This window comes from Capnocytophaga sp. HP1101 (assembly GCF_054772415.1).
Window position 1 is genome coordinate 28,393 of the sequence record NZ_BPUU01000016.1, and the last position, 15,586, is coordinate 43,978.

Consider the following 15,586-nt stretch of genomic DNA (forward strand, 5'->3'; position numbering starts at 1 on the left):
TTTTAATTAATGCCAAATCTCCGAAAGTTTCCAAGTATCTCCTACAGGTATAAACACAAACGCAATTGCTTTTTCAGTGTTTTTACAACACACACTTTCGGGGTAATAACTGAATGTATAGGTTTGTAACGCATTAATATCATCGGTCAGCAGTTCTTCTTCGGTAAGGAGTACACTACCGTCTTTTTGTACCAACAAACGCACCAAAGGTTCAGCTAAGTGTTGTTGTCTAAACGCCATATCAGTAGTAAACTGCTTGAAGAAAGCGGGAAACTGCTTTTGCTGGGCTTTCACTGTCTTAGTTCGCTTCTCCATTTCGGTATAAGGCAATAAGCTACCGTCTTTTTGCTCCACAAACACTTGCTTACAGTCGCCTTTAACTACACAAAATGTGTACAAAAGCACATCAGTATAAGGCAATTTGCTCAGCAACTGATAGCGGTAATAGCTTTTGCTGTCTTTTTGCAGACTATCTTGTAGCCAATAGGTGCGGTTTTCACCTGCAACACTCTGTATTTGTTGTATTCTTCCTTTTACTTCTGCTAATTCAGTTACCGTTTGCTTTGCCGTCTCACCATTACACGGCTTTTTAAAGCTGATAACAGGGTTATCGCAAGCTAAAACCAGTAGTGAAAGGAGTATTGTTAAAAGAAATTTCATTTATAGTTTTTTATCTTCCACAGATTATACCTTTTACCTTTTATCTTTTACCTTAAACAAATTCAAATCTTACCATTCCGTCTACATCTATTTTGGTAAGCTTTACTTTGTGCAGGGTATTTACCAAAGCGGGATCCCACGGAGCTTTTACCTTTACGTAGTTTTCAGTAAAACCGTGTATGTATCCCAGCTTGTTGTCGCTCTCAAAAAGAACAATCTTCTCTTTCCCCAGCTGACTCGTATAGAAAGCGTGGCGTTTCTTTGCGGAGAGCCCACGTAACATCTTGCTGCGTTTAGCGCGTACCGCATCAGGCACTACCCCGTCCATAAGCACTGCTTCGGTATTGTCACGCTCCGAATAGGTAAATACGTGCAGGTACGAGATGTCTAAATCATTCAAAAAGTAATACGTTTCCAAAAAGTGCTCATCAGTCTCCCCAGGGAAGCCCACAATCACATCTACCCCTATGCAGGCATCAGGCATCACCTCGCGTATTTTAGCCACACGGCTCACATAGAGCTCACGCAGGTAACGACGCTTCATCTTCTTCAGTATCTCATTACTACCGCTTTGTAGCGGAATGTGAAAGTGAGGCACAAAGCTGTTAGATTGCGCTATAAAGTCAATAGTTTCGTCCTTAATCAAATTCGGCTCAATCGACGAGATGCGCAACCGTTCTATACCTTCTACCTTATCAAGAGCTTGCACCAATTCCAAAAAGGTATGCTCGTGCTTTTTGTTACCAAACTCCCCCTTGCCGTAATCGCCTATATTCACACCCGTAAGCACAATTTCTTTAATGCCCTTATCCGATATTTTCTTAGCGTTAGCAATAATATTTTCAATGGTATCACTGCGCGAAATACCACGAGCCATTGGTATGGTGCAGTAGGTACATTTATAGTCACAACCATCTTGCACCTTCAAAAAAGCGCGAGTACGGTCGCCAATAGAGTAGCTACCCACGTAAAAATCGGCTTCCGAAATCTCGCAGGAGTGCACAATACCCTCATTGTTCTTGGTAAGGTCGTCAATATATTGAGTAATGTTGAACTTCTCTTTTGCTCCCAATACCAAATCTACCCCGTCTACTGAGGCAAGTTCCTCAGGTTTCAGCTGGGCATAACAACCCACCGCCGCTAAGAACGCCTTAGGGTTTGTTTTCAATGCTTTGCGCACTATCTGTTTGAATTGCTTATCGGCGTTTTCAGTTACCGAACAAGTGTTAATAACGTATATATCAGCAGGGTCGTCAAAATCTACACGTTGGTAGTCCTCTTCTTCAAAGCTCCGCGCAATGGTCGAAGTTTCCGAAAAGTTTAGTTTGCAACCCAAAGTATAAAATGCTACTTTCTTCATTTAGTCTTTAGTTTTTTTACCTCTTACCTTTTACCTATCAAAAAACTCTCTATCCAGAAAGTATTGTACAATAGCTTTTTTCATCAATATCGTTTGTTCGCCAGGCTTTAGGTCAGGGAGGTTTTGCACCAAACGGTAATGAGGCCAGCCGTCAGAGTCTGTAAATTCGTATTGGTAATAGCCAAAGGGTTCTAAGAGCTTACAAATGCCAATGTGCATCAAGTCTACTTTCTCATCTTTGACGTAAGTGCGTCCCAATTGTCCTAATTCTTGTACTCCAATAAGGTAGATAATCCCATCTACACCCAAGGTTTCTCCTTCGGTAAAAGTATCGGAAAGGCGTTGTACCACCTCTTCCCAACGGGCTTTTAGCAGCTCGTGTTCCGTCATAATAAATTGAATTTGGGTGCAAAAGTACAAAAAAAAATCATATTCCAAATTTGTACTACATTTGCCTTACCTTCATCTTAACTCCTCTTTAGCTCCACCTTACCTTCGCTCTTTCTTCGTCTTTGCGTCGCTACAGTTCCCCCTTTGGAGGGGGTTAGGGGGAGGTTTTCACTATTTTTCCTTCATTTTTCCGTCGCAATTCTCTCCCTCTCCTTGGGAGAGGGCTGGGTGAGAATTCTTTTTTCTTTCGCCTCGAAACCCTGTTTTTACCATTTTTAGTATTATTGTATTATATTATTAATCAATCCCTTGCATAGCTCTTGTATAACAATCGTCCAAGATTCGTATAAGCTTCCTATAAGCTTTGTATAAGCTAACCATACCCATTTTACCTTTTACCTTTTATCTTTTACCTAAAAAACCTCTTCCGAATTTCTCCGATATCTTCTGATATCCACAAAACCTTTACAGCCCGTCGTGCTACGACCCCATACCTCAAAATTTCCAGAAAAATCCGACTTATCCGAAAAATCAGATTCCCCCTGATAAATCTAACTCCGTCCTATCAGTATTATCGGCATTATTGGCATTATTGGTATTAAAAAATCATTTCGTATCTTTGCACCCTAAATAAATCATTATATCATTTTTTATGAAGAAAATCAGTCTTATATTGTTGGCATTTTTATTGCTCACTCCCATAGCAAAAGCCGACGAAGGAATGTGGTTCTTGATGTTCATCGAACGTCTCAACCAAAGAGATATGCAGAAGTTAGGCTTACAACTCACTGCTCAAGAAATTTATAGCATCAATAATAACAGTCTCAAAGATGCTATCGTACAATTTAATGGAGGTTGTACTGCAAGTATCATCTCCAAAGATGGTTTGGTGCTCACTAACCACCACTGTGGATACGGCAATATCGCCCAGCTCTCTACGCCTGAAAATAACCACCTAAAGAACGGATTTTGGGCACGCTCTCACGCCGAAGAACTCTCCCCTAAACAATCGTTCGTGCGATTCTTTGTGCGTATGGACAATGTAACCGACCGTATGCTATCGGTAGTAAACTCTTCAATGAACGAAAAAGAACGCGAAGTGGCTCTCAACCAAGAAATGGCTAAAATACAAAAAGAGAACAGCGAGGGCGGTAAATATGTAGTTTCAGTACGTCCGTTCTTCCAAGGTAATGAATATTACTACTTCGTTTACCAAGATTTTAAAGATGTACGCCTCGTTGGTACGCCTCCTGAAAGTATCGGCAAATTCGGTGGTGATACCGATAACTGGGAATGGCCTCGCCAAACAGGTGATTTCTCCCTTTTCCGCGTATACACTGATAAAGACGGTAATGCCGCCGACTATTCTCCTAACAACATCCCTCTAAAAGCAAAACGCTATCTTAAAGTGAGCCTCAAAGGTGTGCAAGACAAAGATTTTGCAATGATTATGGGTTATCCAGGACGTACTAACCGCTGGGAAAGCTCTTATTGGGTAGACCAAAACGTAAAGTATGCTTATCCTGCGTGGGTCGAAGCCTCTAAAACAGCTATGGACGCGATGAAACGTTATATGGACAAAGACGATGCCGTACGCTTGCAATACGCTTCACAATATTCAAGCATTGCTAATTATTGGAAAAACCGTCAAGGTATGATTGATGCACTTACGGCTCATAAAACAGCAGCTACTAAACGTATAGCTGAAGCTAAATTTGGTAAATGGGCAAGCAAAGCTGAAAATAAAGCTGAATATGGCGATGTGCTGAACACTTTATCTAATTTCTTTGACAAAACCAATGCTAAATCAGCCGATGAGAATTATTTAGGTATGTTATGGCGTGCTTCTTTCTTTATAAAGATGCCTGCACGCTACATCAGTATTATAGATGGAGCTAAACGAGGAGGTATGCCCGCTGAAGAATTGCAAAAAAGAGTCGATGCCTTGTTAGCCGATTATGACAAAGTGAATTTAGACGTCGAAAAAGCTATCCTTGCCGATATGCTACAGCTCTATGTTAACAAAGGTAGCGAAGTATCTTCTCAGTTGAAAGATATCAAAGCAAAATACAATGGCGACTTCCATAAATATGTAGATGAACTTTTGGCTAATAGCATTTACCGAAGCAAAGAAACAGCCAAAACAGGTACTCAACAAGAGATTACACAGTTAGCACAAGACCCTGTCTTGCAACTCTCCGAAGTGCTTTTCAATAGTTACCGTAACCCTTCTCAAGAACTTATAAACTTAGAAGATAGTTATGCTAAAGCCTATCGTAAATTTGTAAAAGGTATGCGCGATTCTAAAATTAGCACTATCTTGTATCCCGATGCTAATTCTACCTTGCGCCTTACTTATGGTACCGTAATCCCATTGGCTACCGATAAACGCAACCCCGATGTAAAGAAGAATTATTACACCACCTTCAATACGCTAATGGCTAAATACAAAAAAGGCGACCCTGAGTTCGATATGCCACAACGTATGCTCGACCTTTATAAAAAGAAAGAGTTTGGTAGGTATATAGATAAAGATGGTTCTATGCACGTAAACTTCCTTACCAATAACGATATCACAGGTGGTAACTCAGGTTCGCCTGTAATGAATGGTAAAGGCGAACTCATAGGGCTTGCTTTCGATGGCAATATCGAAGCGATGGCAGGCGATGTAATCTTCGATAAGCAGCTACAACGCACCATCAACGTCGATATCCGCTACGTCCTTTGGGTAATCGATATTTATGCCGGAGCCAAGAACATTATAAATGAAATAGAAACAGTACAGTAGAAAAAGAAGTTAGGAGTTAGCTCATAAGCTAATTCCTAACTCCTAAAATATAATGAGCCTATCAAGTTATACAAAAGAATTTAAATACAACTTTAAAATTGCTTACCCCGTCATATTAGGAATGCTCGGGCATACCCTTGTTGGGTTTGTAGACAATGTAATGGTAGGCAAAGTAGGTATTACCGAACTCGGAGCAGCTGCTCTGGGAAATACCGCTATATTCATCGCAATGTCGTTTGCCATTGGTTTTTCTATTGCTAGTACTTCTTTAGTAGCAATGGCTGATGAAGCAGGTGATAAGCCAACTGCTCAGTCCATTCTCAATCACGGAATGGTGCTCAATGTAATATTGGGGGTCATCCTTTTCTTACTGCTCTTCTTCGTAGAACCTGTAATGCGTCTTACAGGGCAAAGTGAAAAAGTAATAGAATTAGCCGTTCCTTATACTCACTTAGTTGCCTTTTCATTAATTCCTTTGGGAGTGTTCACTACCTTCAAGCAATTCGCCGATGGTCTTTCAATGACCAAATACGCTATGTATGTTACTATATTAGCTAACTTGGTGAACATCTTTTTAAACTATCTGTTTATTTACGGGAATTGGGGCTGTCCTAAATTAGGCGTACTGGGGGCGGGGATAGGCACTTTAGTATCACGTATTGTAATGCCTATAATGCTCTTTTTTATGCTGAAAAACCTACAGAAATCACGGGAGTATGTAGTAAACATCAGCTTTAAGAATATGCAAAAATCAATGTATAAAAAGATAACCGCTCTGGGGCTTCCTACCGCTATGCAGATGATTTTTGAAACAGGCATCTTCACCGCTGCTATTTGGATTAGCGGAATGTTAGGTGAAAACCAACTCTCAGCAAACCAAATTGCACTCAACTTATCAAGTATGACTTTTATGGTCGCTAATGGCTTAGGAATTACCGCTATGATACGCGTAGGCAACCAGTTAGGAGCAAGAAACTATGCCAATTTGCGCAGAGTAGCTATTTCGGTATTTCTCTTAGTGCTTTGTACTCAGGTGTTCTTTGCGCTTATGTTGGCAGTATTGCGCTTTTGGCTACCTTCCTTGTATTTAGAGATGGACAATATCGAAAAATTAGCTAATAACACTTTGGTAATTAACGAAGCTGCCCAGCTCTTGCTCATTGCTGCTATTTTCCAAATATCCGATGGTTTACAGGTAACCGCACTCGGTGCTTTGCGTGGGGTACAAGATGCTAAAGTACCTATGTACATCACTTTTGTGGCTTATTGGCTGATCGCTTTCCCTATCCTTTGTCTACTCGGTATTTACACTTCTTTAGGCACTATAGGCATCTGGATAGGCTTGCTCACGGGACTCACCGCTGCGGCTGTATGCCTCTTGTATAGGTTCAACCGCATCAGCCTGCGGCTCATCACAAACCGACATAAACACATCTCATAGAAATAAATTATTTATAACTGATAGAAAAGAGGGCTATTTAGTAAAAACTAAATAGCCCTCTTTTTATTATATATTTACTACTATTAAATTAATTCTCTTCTTCCCCGTCCCAGTAGTCTATAAACTCTTTGATGAGCTTGGTAGGGTTGGCTTTTTTCGTCCAAAGGATAGGGGTATCTTCAAAATCTTGCTGGTGAATGATGATTGGGATATTGCGACCAAAGGCTTTTTCAACTTCTCCTTCATCGATCAAACGCTTAGCAAGAGCTATCCCTTCTTTGATAAATTCTTTGCCAAACTTATCACCTTTTTTAAGCAACTTATCATACAAATCTTCATCCTCCTCTATTGCACGGTCATTTTCTTCATCGGAATAAAAGTAAGGAGTTTTAGCAAACCATTGCTTGAGAAGTTTGTCTTTTTTACCTCCTATCGTTTCCATTTCAGTTTGTAGCCAATAATCAAAGTTCCACTTGGCATCTTCTTTAGAGGCTGCGTTGTAGCTTTCTTCTTTTACATTTGAAAGGGTGTTATAGCTCAGTGCAATTTTAGGAAATCGCAAATCGTCATCGTCACAGGTATAACAAAAAGACAGTACGTAGACATCTTTTTTATCCTCTTCATTTACAATCTCTTGAATTGCATTCTTCAGCTTCTCGTAACTTTTGTCGGTAAATTTTTTTAGTTCCTTTTCCACTATTATTGTTGTTTTAGTTTTATTTGCTTTTATTGATTTTTCAAAAATGTTTGCAAAAATAGACATTTTATTTTACATAGCGCAATTTTTTTTTAGCTATTTTTTTTATTTTATATAATGAGTAAGAAAACGAACTCTTTAAGATTGTATTTTATACAAATTCGTAAGTTTTAGCGCTACTGTATCGTTATAAGAAGTAGTGTTCTTCACTTGTATATCGGCACCTTTATGCTGGATAGTGAGTGTGAGTGTAAGCACAGGGTGCGTAATAGGATTGATGAGAGCCATAAATTTCACGTTGGTCGTTTTAACTAAGAACAGTTTGTGACCTGTGATTTCCTCGGTGAGATTTTTAATAATTTGCATCATACAAACTCCTGGAGTAATAGGGTTCTGAGGAAAGTGCCCGTCGAAAATAGGGTGGTGTGAGTTGAGGGTGAGGGTACAGAGGTAGTTCTCGGCATCTTGTTGTTCTAAACTATTGAGAGTATAAAAATCTTTTAATATCATATACTATTAACAATTAAATAGGGTTTAAACTAATTTCAATATTAAGGGTGTGATGAGTAATGGAAATATTTTTGGAGGTGTAGTCTATAGTGGTATATAGCTTTTTGCCTTTGGTATTGAGTTGCTTTTGTAGTTTTCCTTCTGTTGTAAAGAGATAAATATTATCACTATTGCTTTTGGTTTGCTGTACCTCAGCAGTACCATCGGTGTATTTTTGGGTAATCACAAAGTGCGTTTGCAACAGTTTTTCAAAGTCATCAGTAAGAGTACGGATTACGATTTTTCTATTGAGGTCAGGGATGGCATAGTTTACCTTTGACTTTCCATTTTGGCTTTCTAAATCTAAAAGGGTATTACCAAAATCGGTAGTGAGTGCTACGCGCCAAGTTTTTTGAGCAAAGATTTTAGTTGCTAAAAGTCCGCTGAAACTGTGCCCATAAGCAGTAATAGTCGCGCGATAGAGATACTCCTCCCCTACCCTTGCGTAGGGATTTTCAATTGCTTGGGGAGTTGTGGTTACTAATTGGTATTCAGGAGAAAGTTTATAAGAGGGGGAACAATTAGTTATAAAAAGAAAAAGAAAAAAAATCTTGCTCCATTTGAAGACCTCCCCCCAGCCCCCCCCAAGGAGGGAGTTAGATTTTAAAATTGCTCTCATCAACTTTTGCGTTTAGTTTTTTGTTAGTGAACAGAATTTCGGTGTAATCTTTGGAGGGTTCGATGAGTTTGACGCGTTCGACAACGTTATCGGCATCAAAATAGAGATAGATTTCGCTTACGTATTTCAAGAGAGTTTTGTCCTTAGGCAAAAGCTTGAGCAAAGTACTTTTGCCAGATTTTACAAAGCTCATCGCAAATTCTTTTTCGTTAAACATATTGCCACTGATAGAACTCACTATGAGGCTATTAATTTTCTTAAACACCTTATTATCGGCTTTCATTTGTGATACATTGCCTGCATCGTTCACCGTGATATTGTCTTTCTGAAAAATAATGCGATACTGGTAGGGTTTGGTGTATTGCCAATTCAGTTTATCAGGTTTAGCAAATGCCATTTTACCAAAGGTTTCGATGTCTTTACTCATAAAATCCAAATGCTTTTTCTGAATAAAATCGGATTGCATTGTTTGGATAGCCTTGTTTTTGGCTATCGTTTGGGTTTTGAAGTCGCGTATTTGGGCTTCGGAAAGGGTTTGGGCGCTCACCGCTATAGGAGAGCAAAGGCTGAGGAATATTAAAAGTTTTTTCATTCTAATTTGTTTGTAATTGTATAATTATTGTCTTTGAGGTACTGCAATAAGCGTTCCAAAACTTTGAGGGTGTGGGGTAGGCGGTCGTGCATCAAGATGATATTGCCATTGTTGAGTTTGCGAGTAATGCGACGGAAGAGCTTATTTTCGTCGTGAATCACGGTATCGAGCGAACGCACGTCCCAGCCTACTGCTTTTTTTCTATTGACACGAATGGCTTTCGCTACAAACGGTGAGGTAATTCCATAGGGCGGACGAAACAATGGGGTGGTAATTCCTAAACGTGCCAAAGCTTCATCAGTGCGACGAATTTCGTTAGCAAGGGCTTTGCTTTTAACAATGTTCTTAGGCTGATGCGTGAATGTGTGATTGCCAATAAGGTGACCCTCGGATTGTATACGCTTGATGACCTCGGGATATTTTTCTATCTGCTCACCTATACAAAAGAACACAGCCTTCGCGTTATAGCGTTGTAACAAATCTAAAAAAGCAGGTGTAAGTTCTGAGGGCCCATCATCAAAAGTTAGGGCGACCGTTTTCGTAGGACGACCTTTTAAAAAGTACTGCGTTTTGGTAAAATACGACAAGCGAATATCGAACACCCCCCAAGAAGTAATACCTAAATACAGGACTAACAACAGGATATATACCCACCAAGAGACACTTTGTGCAAATACCGTTGCAAGGGCAATGAGAAATAATACGGTAATATAGAAATTTTTGTTCAATGCTTAAAATAAAGAAAAATATTGAGGGTGCAAATATACAAAAAAAATGGAATTTAGATAAATGGTTTTTCAATCAATAGGTTGAAATACACAAATCTTCATTTAGATATAAATACGCCCAACGGTATAGAGATTACAATAAAAATGAATTAGCAAATTTGTCAATTAGTAAAACTGCCAAAATTTGTTAAATACCTGCATTTTCTTCAGTTTAAACACCTTGCTATCTTTAATTTTTTCAAAAACTATAAACACTTAATAATCAGTAATTCGTTTTACTTTTTAGCTTATGGTTTTTAGCGACTTTAACCGAAGGTAAGACGAACCTAAGGCGAAGCTAAACCGAAGCTAAGGCGAAGGAAAGGTATTAGAAAACTGAATATCAATTGACTAAAAAGGGTTGTAAAATTCTGAAGAAAAAATGTTAAAATTTAGTTTTTTGAACAAAAAAAGTGCAACACTTATGGAGGTGTTGCACCTTTTTATTTCTTCAATAGTACGAAACTAAAATCTTTGCCTCTGTACGAATTTACTAACAAGATATGTTGTATAGGGGTAGTAACTTCCAAGTCACAAATAGCAGGGAGGGTTTGTTTTTGTAATACTTGGCAAGCAAACCACAATCCAAAAGCTGAGGCAGTATAATACTCGCTACTCAAGGTTTTATAGTACAAGGTGGGACATTTAAAATTGCGGAAGTCAGTCTCTCCTGTAAGCACTAAATCTATATCGCTCAAGCTGAGCTGGTGACGACTGAGAAAATCATTGAGAGCAATAGTGTACTCGCTGGGAGTGAGCTCATTGTACAAGGCTACGTCAATAAGTTCTCCATAGGTATGAGGGGTGTGCTCTGACGAAAGAGCAAAGAAAGTAGCCCCTTCTCCCTTTTGGTCGAGCCCTACTAAATCATACAAAAACAAAGTATGCGGACTATGTTCGTCTACTCCTCCTACTAAGGCGGTGTGGAGTACTCCTTGCTCCATTTGCATTTTGGCATCTAATAATGCCGACTCAAATGATACAGCGCCATTCACGTAGGTAAAGTTTTCGCCTTTGCATTGCAACAATAGGGCTATTTGCCCCGCTACGGTGTTGTGAGTAGACTGTATAAAAGCAGTAGGCGTAAGGTGTTCCTCATTGTCGTTGATAAGTGCTGTGAGAAACTTCTCGGAGTCTTGCAAACAGCCCATACCCGTACCCACCAAAATTGCATCAAGGGTGGTGATATGAGCTTCTTTGAGGGCTTCGGTAGCAGTGGCAATTCCCATTTTTACACCTTTAGCCATACGCCTACTCGCATTAGGAGCGATATATTGTTTATACGAAGGTTCAGTAGCATAACACACTTCTTCAGGAGAGACTTTTAGAGCTTCCTCAAAGAAATTAGGGTTTAAAAAAGTAGGTTGGGGGGAGATACAGGATATTCCGTTGATGTATGTATTCATTAGGTATTATATGTTAGTTCTTTTTCTCGGTTTTCATTGAGCAAAGGTAATTATATTTTTTGAATCCACAAAAATTACTCTACTTCATTTATAAACGCATTAATCTTTCGTTGTATCTGGACTTCTATAGTGAATAGACTTTGTTAAAGTCTTAGGACTTTGACAAAGTTTGTGTTACCTTCCTACCTCTCAAATAGGATATTAAACCTAATAGCAACACCACTCCCAGTGCGTAATACACAAAAGTAGGCGTAATAATTTTTTCTCCCGTAGCATAACTGTGCATACCGGTAAGGTAGAAATTCACCCCGAAATAGGTCATCAGTATACTGCCAAAAGCAATGATACTCATAAAGTTGAACGCCCAGCGTCCGCGCCAATGGGGCACTAAGCGCAGGTGGATTACCAAGGCGTAGACCATTATGCTAATCAGTGCCCAGGTTTCTTTGGGATCCCACCCCCAATAGCGCCCCCAGCTTTCATTTGCCCACATTCCGCCCAAAAAGTTGCCTATAGTGAGCATCACAAGTCCTACGGTGAGGGCTAATTCGTTTACGATGGTGAGTTCTTGCTGTATAAGGTTGAGTTTTTTAGCATTCTTTCGAGTGGTGCAAATCATCAGTAGGAGGTTAAGCGCCCCTAAGAGCATTCCTAAGGCAAAAGGTCCATAACTGCCTACAATCACCGCCACGTGTAGCATCAGCCAATAACTGTTGAGCACGGGTTGCAGGGTGCCTATAGCGGGATCCATCCAGTTCCAATGGGCTATCATCAAGATCATTGAGGTAACAAAAGCTGTCGCCGCAAGGGTAAGAGGCGAACGCCGCGAAAAGAACAACCCTGTCCCTATCGCCGACCATCCCACGTATATCATACTCTCATAAGCATCGCTAAAAGGCGCGTGTCCTGATAGATACCAGCGCACGATAAGCCCTGCTGTGTGTAATACAAAACACACCCACAACAAGACAATACCTATTTTAGTAAGCACTCTAAAGATGCGTTTCGGCCAAAAGATATGGCACAACAGCACTACAAAGAGTGCTGTACCTATGTACAAATACACTTGAAAGAGTTGTTCAAAGATGTTGATGCGATTGTACCACAGTTCGGTTTGCACTTTAGCAGGCGATGGCAACACTTCTGCCGAGTAAAACTCTTGTTGCAGTTTGATTTGTGCTAACACTTTTTCTGCCTGACTATAATCGCCTGTTTGGGTAGCTTGTTGTACTAAAAGCAGGTAAGCAGGCAGTGCGTTTTTCACAAACTGCTGGTATTGTCTATCAGTGATTTGCAGGGTATCATTCACATAATCGCGTTGGGATATCCACTTGTGGTTTGCATTGTGAGGCAAGGGAAAAACCTTAAAAATATCACCGCTGAGCGCTCTGTTGAGCAACCCAATACGCTGGTCTACTTCCTTAAAATCTTTCTGAAACTGGTTGGGGGTGTTCGTGTGGTAAATATCTGCTAAGAGCGGCGTGAGTTTGTACTGCCCACGAGTGTCAAAAAAATCTTTGGGCTTTACCCACTTTACACCTTCGGGGACTCCCAAAAAGCGATGGAGACTGTCGTTTGCTTTCTTTACATACACTATATCAGCCTCGTACCACGCTTCAGGACTGAGGAGCATCGAGAGTAAGACTTGATCGGAAGTGAGCCCTTTATAGGTGTCGTGTTTGCTGAGTTTGCGCAACAATTCCGAGGAGAAAGTATTCACGGGTTTGAAACGACCGTCATCTTGAATGAGCATTGCGCCAAACTTTTCGGCGTGAGCTTTATCGGGCACTACCATAGCGTTTTGAGCTGTCGCCAAAGTACTGACACATAACGCTAAAACCGCAGCAATCCTTTTGGCATTTAGTTCTTTAAGTTGCTGGTTGAGCTTCCTGAAACGCGATTTTCCCACAAGCATAAACGCCAGCAAACCTCCGAAGAGTAGCACATAACCTATATAGGTGAGCAGTGTACCCCAAAAATCGCGGTTTACTGAGAGTACTGTACCCTGTTCGTCGGGGAAGAACGATGATTGGAACAAGCGATAGCCTTTATAATTGAGAATGTGATTCATATAAATCTCGTAATCAAACCGTTCTCCTCCCCCACTCACGGCTACTTTGCTTTTGAACGAGGCATAACTATTGTCGGTACCAGGGTATTTTTCAGCGATAAAATCGTTGAGGGTAAGGCTAAAAGGCAAGGTTTCTTCGCGGGCTCCATAGCTCAGGTGAAAATCTAAATCGTTCAAACGCACTGTAACAGGCGGATGTAACAAACCGCGTTTGCCCATTAGGGGTACTTCTTTTTGTTCATTGCCCGAAGCTATTAGCAATGTCAGGGCATTCATACCCTCTTTTATTTGCTTAAACGACTGATAAGTAACGCTAAAAGGCACACCTTTAAAATCGGATTTCCATTGGTAATGATTAGATGTATAAGGTGAGAAGAGCACCTCTTTTTGTTTCTTTTTGCGCAGTGGTTGGCCGTTGTAAGTGCCGTCTACCATTACCGTGATGTAAGTGCGGTCGGATAGGTACACATTAGTAGTTTCGCCTTCGCGCATTGAGAGTGTGCCCTCATTGCCAAAGTAGCGCGTAACGCCCGCTCCTACAATGATAAACACCCACGAGAGGTGCAACACAAGCACTGCCCAATTTTCTTTTTTGAGCAATCGGTAGCGGGAAATGTTGCCTATAAAGTTCACGACAAACAATAGCATCATCACCTCAAACCACCAAGTGTTGTACACCCAAATACGAGCGGTATCAGTATCGTAGCTACTTTCTACAAAAGTTCCTACCCCCATAGCCACAGCAAAAGCGACAAACAGCACCGCCATTAGCTTGGTAGAGTAGAGAAAAGAAGTAAATTTATGTATTCTCATAATCGGCGACAAAGATAGCAATAATTTACTAATTAGGCAATCTGTTAATTAACAAATGAAGACGGCTGAGAATTCGAAAAATAACAAAGGAGTCCGGAAGTAGCAATTTGAATTAAAAGTTAAAATTTAAATGTAAGGAGGATATGCTAAGCTTATACAAAGCATATACGAATCTTATACGAATCTTATATGATTGTTATACAAAGAGTGTATAAGTTGTTGATAATAAATAGTTAATAATGAAGAAAAAAATGCTAAAAACAGAGTTTTGAGGCGAAAGAAAAAGAAGATTGGAGAATTAATTGGAGATGCTCAGATAGCTCTCTCCTTATTCACTTCTGCCATCGTGAACAACCTCTAAATAGGGAATTTTAACACCTCAAAATAATCGAAAATGGTAATTAATTATATTAAACTGATGTTAAATGAGTTCTATATAATTGAAATGTATTTAAATAAAAAGGAACTATCTCAAAAGATAGTTCCTTTTATTGTATAATTATAAAATTCTACTTATTTACTTACTAATAAGTTGTTTAAGAGCGCTCATTTCCTTATATTTTTCGCGAGCTTCACCTGCAGGATAACCAAAATAGGTTTGGTGTCCTTCCAAGGACTTAGAAATACCACTTTGGGCTAAGATAACTGCTTTTTCACCTATGGTAATACCGCTGGTCATCCCTACTTGTCCCCAGATAGTTACTTCATTTTCAATCACCACACAACCCGCGATGCCTGTTTGCGAAGCTATCAAGCACTTCTCGCCTACTACCGTATCGTGGCCTATGTGCACTTGGTTATCAATCTTTGTGCCTTTTTTGATAGTAGTATCGCCAGTTACGCCTCTATCAATGGTACAAAGAGCACCTAAATCCACATTATCTTCAATCACCACACGACCACCCGATTTGAGTTTATCAAAGCCTTCAGGGCGTTTCTTGTAGTAAAAAGCATCGGCGCCGAGAACAGTGCCTGCGTGGATAGTTACATTGTTGCCAATCACACAATTGTCGTAAATAGTTACATTGGGGTGAATGAGGCAGTTGTTACCTATCACCACATTGTTACCTACAAAAGCACCAGGTTGTACGATTGTATTTTCGCCTATACGGGCAGAGGGAGCCACCAAAGCTGTAGCTTTCTCAAAAGGTTTAAAGAACTCGGTGAGCTTATTGAAATCGCGAAAGGGGTCATCAGAAATGAGGAGAGCTTTGCCTTCAGGGCATTCGACCTCCTTGTTAATCAAAACAATAGTAGCTTGAGAATGTAGTGCTTTCTCATAATACTTAGGGTGATCAACAAATACGATATCGCCAGGTTGTACTACGTGAATTTCGTTCATTCCAAGCACAGGAAAATCGCGAGTTCCTACGAATTTCGCATCAATAATAGTAGCTATTTGCTCGAGAGTATAAGGTTGAGGGAAGCGCATA

13 protein-coding genes are annotated in these 15,586 nt (G+C 40.1%); 2 read left to right on the plus strand and 11 right to left on the minus strand.

The genetic code is table 11. The features are described 5' to 3' along the window. Positions 1-6: 6 nt before the first annotated feature. From RCZ04_RS09730 to RCZ04_RS09740, 3 genes are read right to left on the minus strand one after another with little or no spacing between them, the layout of a single operon-like run. The gene (locus RCZ04_RS09730) at positions 7-660 is read right to left on the minus strand and encodes a hypothetical protein (RefSeq protein ID WP_460485845.1); all 654 of its coding nucleotides are present in this window, start codon (positions 658-660) and stop codon (positions 7-9) included. Between the two features lie 52 nt (positions 661-712). Further along, positions 713-2,020: a MiaB/RimO family radical SAM methylthiotransferase gene (gene mtaB, locus RCZ04_RS09735; RefSeq protein ID WP_460485846.1), complete on the minus strand. Its 1,308-nt coding sequence runs from the start codon at positions 2,018-2,020 to the stop codon at positions 713-715. A gap of 30 nt (positions 2,021-2,050) precedes the next feature. Next, positions 2,051-2,410 carry a hypothetical protein gene (locus tag RCZ04_RS09740; RefSeq protein ID WP_460485847.1) on the minus strand — a complete coding sequence of 120 codons (360 nt, stop codon included), beginning with the start codon at positions 2,408-2,410 and terminating at the stop codon, positions 2,051-2,053. A 652-nt stretch (positions 2,411-3,062) separates the two neighbouring features. Here RCZ04_RS09740 and RCZ04_RS09745 point away from each other — a divergent pair. Continuing rightward, a complete protein-coding gene (locus RCZ04_RS09745) occupies positions 3,063-5,198 on the plus strand; it encodes a S46 family peptidase (RefSeq protein WP_460485848.1) in 2,136 nt (711 codons plus the stop codon). A 52-nt stretch (positions 5,199-5,250) separates the two neighbouring features. After that, entirely contained in the window at positions 5,251-6,639 is a 1,389-nt protein-coding gene (locus tag RCZ04_RS09750) for an MATE family efflux transporter (protein ID WP_460485849.1), read from the plus strand. Positions 6,640-6,727: 88 nt separating this feature from the next. Here RCZ04_RS09750 and RCZ04_RS09755 read toward each other — a convergent pair whose 3' ends face one another. The 8 genes from RCZ04_RS09755 to RCZ04_RS09790 all read right to left on the minus strand — a co-directional run bounded on the left by RCZ04_RS09755 (position 6,728) and on the right by RCZ04_RS09790 (position 15,585). Beyond that, on the minus strand, positions 6,728-7,336 hold the full coding sequence (locus tag RCZ04_RS09755; RefSeq protein WP_460485850.1) for a hypothetical protein: 609 nt from the start codon (positions 7,334-7,336) through the stop codon (positions 6,728-6,730). Between the two features lie 138 nt (positions 7,337-7,474). Further along, positions 7,475-7,843 carry a 3-hydroxyacyl-ACP dehydratase gene (locus RCZ04_RS09760; protein ID WP_460485911.1) on the minus strand — a complete coding sequence of 123 codons (369 nt, stop codon included), beginning with the start codon at positions 7,841-7,843 and terminating at the stop codon, positions 7,475-7,477. Between the two features lie 16 nt (positions 7,844-7,859). Beyond that, a complete protein-coding gene (locus tag RCZ04_RS09765) occupies positions 7,860-8,504 on the minus strand; it encodes a hypothetical protein (RefSeq protein ID WP_460485851.1) in 645 nt (214 codons plus the stop codon). After that, the gene (locus RCZ04_RS09770; protein WP_460485852.1) at positions 8,482-9,096 is read right to left on the minus strand and encodes a LolA family protein; all 615 of its coding nucleotides are present in this window, start codon (positions 9,094-9,096) and stop codon (positions 8,482-8,484) included. The genes RCZ04_RS09765 and RCZ04_RS09770 overlap by 23 nt, the downstream gene beginning before the upstream one ends. Further along, positions 9,093-9,824, minus strand: coding sequence for a polysaccharide deacetylase family protein (locus RCZ04_RS09775; RefSeq protein ID WP_460485853.1), 732 nt, complete (start codon positions 9,822-9,824; stop codon positions 9,093-9,095). Before RCZ04_RS09775 ends, RCZ04_RS09770 begins: the two co-directional genes overlap by 4 nt. Before the next feature lie 482 nt (positions 9,825-10,306). Next, entirely contained in the window at positions 10,307-11,269 is a 963-nt protein-coding gene (locus tag RCZ04_RS09780; RefSeq protein WP_460485854.1) for a beta-ketoacyl synthase N-terminal-like domain-containing protein, read from the minus strand. A gap of 151 nt (positions 11,270-11,420) precedes the next feature. Next, positions 11,421-14,108, minus strand: coding sequence for a cytochrome c biogenesis protein (locus tag RCZ04_RS09785; RefSeq protein WP_460485912.1), 2,688 nt, complete (start codon positions 14,106-14,108; stop codon positions 11,421-11,423). A gap of 562 nt (positions 14,109-14,670) precedes the next feature. Beyond that, positions 14,671-15,585 (minus strand): UDP-3-O-(3-hydroxymyristoyl)glucosamine N-acyltransferase, encoded by a 915-nt coding sequence (locus RCZ04_RS09790; protein ID WP_460485855.1) that lies wholly within the window; start codon positions 15,583-15,585, stop codon positions 14,671-14,673. Position 15,586: the final 1 nt, after the last annotated feature.